Source organism: Alkalibacterium putridalgicola, from assembly GCF_040959045.1.
Lineage (GTDB): Bacteria > Bacillota > Bacilli > Lactobacillales > Carnobacteriaceae_A > Alkalibacterium > Alkalibacterium putridalgicola.
The window spans coordinates 2,507,461-2,514,473 of record NZ_CP162615.1 but is presented as its reverse complement, the minus strand read 5'-3'; the positions used below and the strand labels follow the sequence as shown (position 1 = coordinate 2,514,473).

The window sequence follows — 7,013 nt, the reverse complement described above, 5'->3', positions numbered from 1 at the left end:
CTAATGTAGAAAGATGGGACGTTAATGAAAAAAGCTTATCGCGTAAAAACTGAAGCAGATTTTCAAAAAGTCTTTCATCAGGGACAGTCGATGGCTAACCGGCAATTTGTGGTGTATAACTTACCCAAAGAAGGACAAGCTCATTTTCGCGTTGGGATCTCGGTCGGGAAGAAACTGGGTAATGCCGTTGCCAGAAATGCGATCAAACGCAAAATCAGACACTGTTTGATAGAATTTGATCAGAATGATCTGATCAGAGATGACTTGGATTTCATCGTCATAGCCAGGGCACCTGTCCGTCACATGGATTATCATGAGATCAGAAAAAGTCTTCTGCACGTATTCAATCGAGCAGAAATACTTAGAAGCAAAGAATAAAGAGCCAGACTGACTGGCATTTAAATGTTTTAAAAAGAGAGTCAAAGATGTTTGAGAAAAGAGGAGAACGACGTGAATTTTATAAAGAAACGTAAGCGATTGCTGTTAGCAGTGACTATGATTGGTTTAATGGTCTTTTTGACTGCTTGTGGAACAGAACCGGTGACTTCAGAAAGTACGGGTATCTGGGAAGGCGTCATTATTTACAACTTTGCCCGGGCCATCATCTGGGTTTCTGACTTTTTCGGTGGCAATTATGGTATGGGTATCATCATAGTAACGATGTTTATTCGAGCGCTGCTTATCCCGTTCACACATTTTCAGCAAAAAAACATGCAGCAGATGAATGAGATCAACCCTCAGATGCAGGAGTTGAGAGATAAATATTCAGCGAAAGATACAGAAACGCAGGAGAAACTGAAAGAAGAGCAGCAGCGTCTCTACAGTGAAGCAGGCGTCAACCCATATATGGGCTGTCTGCCGATGCTGATCCAAATGCCCGTCTTCATTGCCCTTTATCAGGCCGTGAACCGGACACCGATCCTGGCTACAGGAGATTTCCTGTGGGTCAACTTGGGTCAACCGGATCCTTATTTCATTTTACCGATCCTGGCCGGCATATTTACTTTAGGTAACTCTGTTTTAATGAGCATGGGCAGACCTCAGGCAGGAAATAAAATGCTGACATATGTCATGCCATTATTCATTGTCTTCATTACCGTACGCTTATCCAGTGCCTTAGCCTTGTACTTCACTGTTTCCAATGGTTTCTCAGTCGTTCAGACGCTGCTTTTCCAGAATCCGTTCAAGATGAGAAGAGAACGTCAGGAGAAAGAAGCCAAAGAACGCGAAGAAGAACGCCAGCGCAGACGAGCTTTGAAAAAAGCGCAGAAACACAGAAGGAACGTAAAAAAATAATATTTTTCTGACTTAAGCTTATTTATTTGGTAAAATATAGATGAATAGAATTTGGAATGGAGGATAGTATTCATGAATGACAAGTATACTGCACAAGCTTCAACCACTGAAGCAGCCATTGAAAAAGGATTAAAAGCTTTAGGTATCGAAAGAGAAGACGCTACGATCGAAGTGAAGCAAGAAGGCAAGAAAGGCTTCCTGGGTATTGGTCAGAAAGACGCGGTCGTTGTGGTCAAAAAGACCAATACAAAAAATGCTGTCGAGGAATTATTATCTAAAGAAGTCATGCTGGGTGAAGACGAATCATCCACCATCAAACCTTCCGAAAAAAGAGAAGAAAAAGCTGTGCCGCCTGTAGAACCGGTCGCTGAAGATCCGGAAGAAGTGATCGAAGCTGTTGAGGAAACAGAAGAAGAGACTGAAGAAGTAAAAGAAACAAAAGCAACTGAAAAAACGGAAGAGTCCAGTGACACTGAAGAAAAAGCAGTGTCCCAAGAGACTACAAAACCTGAACAGGCGAACGAGCCTCGATCATCCCAGGAGAAAGAAGATTTCTTCAATGAGCAGGATAAAGCCGCTGTTGAGAAGGTTTCTGACTATCTGAAAACCATCGCTACGAAGATGGGCGTGGATGATGTGACCATCAATATCAAACGCGACTATAACCGTGTGAAGTTTTCTATTGAAACAGAAGATGCCGGTCTGATCATTGGTCGTCACGGCAAAGTATTGAACAGCCTCCAGACGCTGGCACAGATCCAGCTGCATCAGGAAGCGGACAATAAGCTCTACGCTAAAGTGGATGCAGAAAATTACCGTGACCGTCGTAAAAAAACCGTGGAGCAGTTGGCTACACGCACAGCTGAAAAAGTACAGCGCACCAAGCGTCCCGTCATTTTAGAGCCGATGCCTGCCCATGAGCGCAAGCAGATCCACCGCTACTTGAACAGATTCAGCGGCGTTCAGACGCATTCAGAAGGCAAAGAACCGCACCGCTATTTAGTGGTCGAGCCTGCCAAAGAAGAAGAATTCAAATTATAATCAACGAATATGATGGAGAGAGAAGCCTTTGGCCTCTCTCTTTATTTGCCTTTAATGAGAGGAAGAGTCGGATCCATCCGACTCTGTCATTATGGCCTGTATAAGAAGGATTGACGAGTGAGTGTGCTGTATTAGATTTGTTTCAGTTTATTCCAGCCTGGTTTTCTCCTGAATAGACCGAAGAGGAGGGCGGTTCGGTCTATTTAAATAAGGAAACCGGCTGAATGCACTGAACATCGGCTGTTTCGGTTTATCCAAAAGAGACTTAAAACTGAACAAGCCGAAAGTGGGAACAGTTCGGCTCATAGCTTTAACAGGGGACTGATGAATAAGCCGAAGATGAACGACTTCGGCTTATTCACTTCAATGATTCATACACACGAACCGAACTTGTCAAAAATCTAACCACGTCATCTCATAAAAAGCTCTCCAGAGACTAAATCAAGTCTCTGGAGAGCCTTTTTGATTGCCTAAACCTTCTTAGTTCACCCGTTCACCATAAACGAGAAGTCGCTTGTAATTCATCGGATATTTGAGAATTATTAGAGTGAGGAGTATGTATTTACGTTGCTGTTTCTCTTACTGAATGACATTTAAGAATAATATAAAAAAAGTAAGTTCTCAAAATATAAATAAAGTCCCAGACTTAAATAGCTCTCTGAGACTTTATAGTTTTTGCATTAGGTCAATCATTGCCACTTTATAACACCGAGAACAGCAATCAATGCAATCGCTATTAAGAAAAGATAATATCTATAGGTCGTTAGGTAATAAGTGAAATCTTTGTCCTGCTGCTGTCGGATTTCTTCAACGACTTCTTCTGATGGTGCTGATATTCGAGTTCCACGAACAAGCAAACGATGGGAATTGACCATATAAGGTGTACAGGTGAGTAAGGTTAAGTAATCTTCGCCTTCTACAATCTTTACTTTGTCCGTTTCGTGAGGTTCAACAACTACTATATCATCCACTTCATAATAAAGTTCTCCCGCCATGGATTCGACATAAAAGATATCGCCCAATTCCATTTGATCCAAATCAGTAAATAAGCGTGCATCAGGTAGTCCGCGATGTGCTGTGATTACACTATGTGTGTTGATTCCGCCAACAGGTAGGGAAGTTCCTTCCAGATGCCCAACACCTCGCTGTAAAACAGATTCTGATGAACCGGCATAAAGAGGGAGAGTAATATTTATATCAGGAATATTTACGATACCGATTTTCTCTCTCACCTCTAACATGTGAGCATATTCTTCTAATCCTTCTTCTCTTTCTTCCTCAGAATAAGGATCGATCCATCTCAAGTTGGGTTCAAGTGCTTCGTTATAGGCTTCAGCTAAGCGTACATTTTCATCTTTTAATTCAGGAGGGTCGATTGCTTCAACTGTTTCTTTAAAGTCTACCACTTCAGAATCTGCTTCCCGATCATAGTATAATTGCGATACAAAAGGGTACAAAATAAAGCCAAAACCTATGATCAGTCCAATGGTTAAAATGAATCCTCGATACTTTTTCATAATATACCTTCTTTCGAATCAATTATTAGAGGAGACAGAATCTAATGGTCTGTCAGCTATTCTTTTCGCAAAGACAAGATAACGATGGGTTCCTGGTGGGGGCCAGGTACAGGTCAGCAGAGTAATGGTATCCTGCTCAGGAATAATGGCTAAGGCGCCTGTATCGTTGGGTTCAATGACCAAAGTTGCATACACTTCATAGGTCAATACTTCTTTTTGATTGCGAATTTGAACAATGTCTCCGTTAACTAAATCTTTGATATGTGTAAAATAATTTCGTCTGGCCATGCTGTTGTGACCAGCGATCACACTATTGGTATTTATGCCGCCAACGGGATAGCTGGTACCTTCGATTCGAGCAACGCCCTTAAGTAAATTACTGTCTGTGGCTCCGTCGTATATGGGATAGACTAAATCGATTTTTGGGATATGAAGTGAACCCAAGACGCCGGTATTGGTACCGGCCGCTTGCACTGTACTTCCATCATTTTCACCGTTTCTAGATAGGGCACTTTCTTCATTGGATCCAGAGCTGTTAGTTTGTCCGTTGCTCTTATTATGTTCTACCTCGGAAGATTCATCATCGACATAGCTGACATTGGCCACTTCGATATTTGCTGTGCTTGAAATGAGGTTTTGATTATATTCGACTTGCCGCTCATAGAAATCATCAGGCTGCTCATCTAAATCGTCGATGATCACTTCGACTTCTTCTTGAATCCTATAATCGTAATATCTCTTTGAAAAAGATGGGTATAAGACGATGGCAAGACCGAACAGAAATAAGAGACTTGCGATTATTCTCCTTTTCTTCATCCTAATCCCTCCTTTTATTTGAGTGATACGCTTGTCCGATAAAGTATAAAACAGCTACCAGAATGATTATCAATACCCAAATATAATCTCGAACGATACTCCAAAGTGGTCTCCACCAACTCATGGAAACTGCTTCTCCTATTTCTTCAACTGGTAATTCTGTTCGTTCACCAATGACCAGCAGCCGATGCGAATTCACCATGTAGGGTGTACAGGTCAGTAAGGTAATCAAATCACGATCCTGTTCGATACGTAACGCTTCAATCTCGGTAGGTTCGATCACTTTTATTTCAGAAACTTCATAGGCTAACTGACCAGCGGCTGTCTCTACAAAAAACAGATCATTTAATTCCATCTGATCTAGATCTGTAAAAAGTTTGTTCTCCGGTAAGCCTCGATGTGCTGTTAGAATAGAATTGGTATTTAAACCTCCGATGGGAAGAGAGGTGCCTTCCAGATGTCCCACGCCTCTTTGTAGTACCGGTTCACTAGTACCTGCGTAAACTGGAAATTTCATATCAATCTTTGGAATCGTGAGAACACCCAATTTCTCACGAACTTCTAAAAAACGAGCATACTCAGCTAAGCCCGATTCTTTTTCTTCTTCACTGAAAGGATCTTCTTGTGGCGTCATATTACCGGAGAGAAGGGCATTATTATAAGCTTGAGCCTCGCGGAGTTGATCCTGACTTTCAGCAGAAGATATTTGGTCTAATCCTTCTTGAAAAGCTGTTACCTCTTCATTCCCGCGATAGTCATAATATGTACGGGAGACCAATGGATAGAGCATAACGGCAAAGCCGATGAAAAAAAGAATTACTATTAAACTATTTCTTTTTTTACCCATTGATATCTCCCTCTTTCAAAAAATGGGGGTCAAAACTATTCCTTTATAATAGTTTTAATCCCCGTATTTATCGAATAATCGATCGACTTAAGTCAGCTCGTTATGCTTTTTTTGTTTTTTTGTAGTAGCCAACAGCGGAAGCCATTAATGCTCCACCAAGTACAGTGAATGCCATTGTACCCATTCCGCCTGTTTGAGGGATAGTGATTTTTCTGTTAGTGATCTCTACGGTACCAATAGTGTAAGAACCTTCAACTTCAGCAGCGACAACAGTAAATGGTGTGTCTGGATTTATAGGTAATGCATATTCTTCTGGAGCTTTTATCTCTTCTAAGAAATAATCTCCATCTGCAAGACCTTTGACTTCAAACATACCGTTATCATCTAAATCGCCAGAAGTAAATTCAGTTGGAACAGTTTCTCCACCAAAAGTTACTACGCCATCAGTAATATTTAGATACTCGCCATCGCTGTTTCTAATGACAAATACTGCGCCGTTAAGACCATTACCATTTTCATTTAATTTCTTGAATTGTTCTCCACCAGTAATGACAGTTGCATCATCTTCAATCGTATCAGTGTCTCCGTGACCGTTATCAAAATCTAGATAAGCGGTGTTTGTCACTAATACGTCAGGATCGATAGCGCTAGTGAAGATGACGTCAAAGGTAATTGTTAAGAAGTCATTTCCAGCTAAATCTGACAAGTCATCATAAAAATCTAAAGTCAATCCTTCGTCATAAGTGATTTCAGGATCACCAAGTGAAGAAGTTACGCTATCGACAACATATTCAAGTCCCTCAACTTCAGGATCTCTTACTATAAATTTATCATAATCCTCAATACCTAAAGGAATTGGAACTTTGATGTTCCATGTAACTGTATCGCCATAGTTGAAGTCTTTTTCTTCGACTAGCTCTTGACCATCTACAACCGTTTTTTCAATTGTGGTTGGTACACCTTGAAGTGTGTTTTTAGGGTAGACATTAATAGTTTCCAGCCAGCCATCACCATCAAGGTTTGTAAAGGGTAAGATCAATCCAAATGGTACAGCTTTTGAACTTTGAATCGTTCCGCCAGCGTTTTCTACGATCCAGTAATATCCTTCTTCAAGATCTGGAATAGTTACTTGACCATTAGCATCTGTTTCAGCAGTTGCAGTTCCAGTGTAGTTTGCTGCCGTCATTTGATCCGGTGTACTATAGGACGCCGGATTTGCGCTCAAAGTAGTATACTGCTCTTCAGTAACTTCGTACCAAGTAAATGATACACCAGGTAGCACTCTACCATTTGTAAAGTAAGTTTCTACATCTATACCACCTGCTAATTGTCCAAGATCCATATCTTTTGGTTCGTCTGGCGTATCCACTTTAGTAATTATTACATCAGTTAAAGGACCTTCGACTGCATGAGCTAGGGCAGGGCCGATACCAACAAAAATCATCATGGCAAGAATTAAACCGGTCAGCCACTTAAGCATTGTTTTGTTCTTCATT

The 7,013-nt window shown here is 41.1% G+C and carries 7 protein-coding genes; 3 read left to right on the top strand and 4 right to left on the bottom strand.

Annotation, left to right across the window (positions count from 1 at the left end):
• Positions 1-24: 24 nt before the first annotated feature.
• The 3 genes from rnpA (at position 25) to jag (ending at position 2,337) form a co-directional block, all read left to right on the top strand.
• Positions 25-378, top strand: coding sequence for a ribonuclease P protein component (gene rnpA, locus AB4027_RS11845; protein ID WP_368645500.1), 354 nt, complete (start codon positions 25-27; stop codon positions 376-378).
• 72 nt (positions 379-450) lie between these two features.
• Positions 451-1,296, top strand: coding sequence for a membrane protein insertase YidC (yidC, locus tag AB4027_RS11840; RefSeq protein WP_368645499.1), 846 nt, complete (start codon positions 451-453; stop codon positions 1,294-1,296).
• Between the two features lie 72 nt (positions 1,297-1,368).
• Positions 1,369-2,337 carry an RNA-binding cell elongation regulator Jag/EloR gene (gene jag, locus AB4027_RS11835; RefSeq protein WP_368645498.1) on the top strand — a complete coding sequence of 323 codons (969 nt, stop codon included), beginning with the start codon at positions 1,369-1,371 and terminating at the stop codon, positions 2,335-2,337.
• A gap of 689 nt (positions 2,338-3,026) precedes the next feature.
• On the opposite strand, the gene AB4027_RS11830 is transcribed toward jag, so the two are convergent.
• The 4 genes from AB4027_RS11830 to AB4027_RS11815 all read right to left on the bottom strand — a co-directional run bounded on the left by AB4027_RS11830 (position 3,027) and on the right by AB4027_RS11815 (position 7,012).
• Complete coding sequence (locus AB4027_RS11830) at positions 3,027-3,854, bottom strand: class C sortase (RefSeq protein ID WP_368645497.1); 828 nt, start codon at positions 3,852-3,854, stop codon at positions 3,027-3,029.
• An 18-nt stretch (positions 3,855-3,872) separates the two neighbouring features.
• Positions 3,873-4,670 carry a class C sortase gene (locus tag AB4027_RS11825; protein WP_368645496.1) on the bottom strand — a complete coding sequence of 266 codons (798 nt, stop codon included), beginning with the start codon at positions 4,668-4,670 and terminating at the stop codon, positions 3,873-3,875.
• A gap of 1 nt (position 4,671) precedes the next feature.
• Positions 4,672-5,517, bottom strand: coding sequence for a class C sortase (locus AB4027_RS11820; protein WP_368645495.1), 846 nt, complete (start codon positions 5,515-5,517; stop codon positions 4,672-4,674).
• A 100-nt stretch (positions 5,518-5,617) separates the two neighbouring features.
• Positions 5,618-7,012, bottom strand: a complete 1,395-nt coding sequence (locus AB4027_RS11815; RefSeq protein ID WP_368645494.1) for a SpaH/EbpB family LPXTG-anchored major pilin — start codon at positions 7,010-7,012, stop codon at positions 5,618-5,620.
• Position 7,013 lies beyond the last annotated feature (1 nt).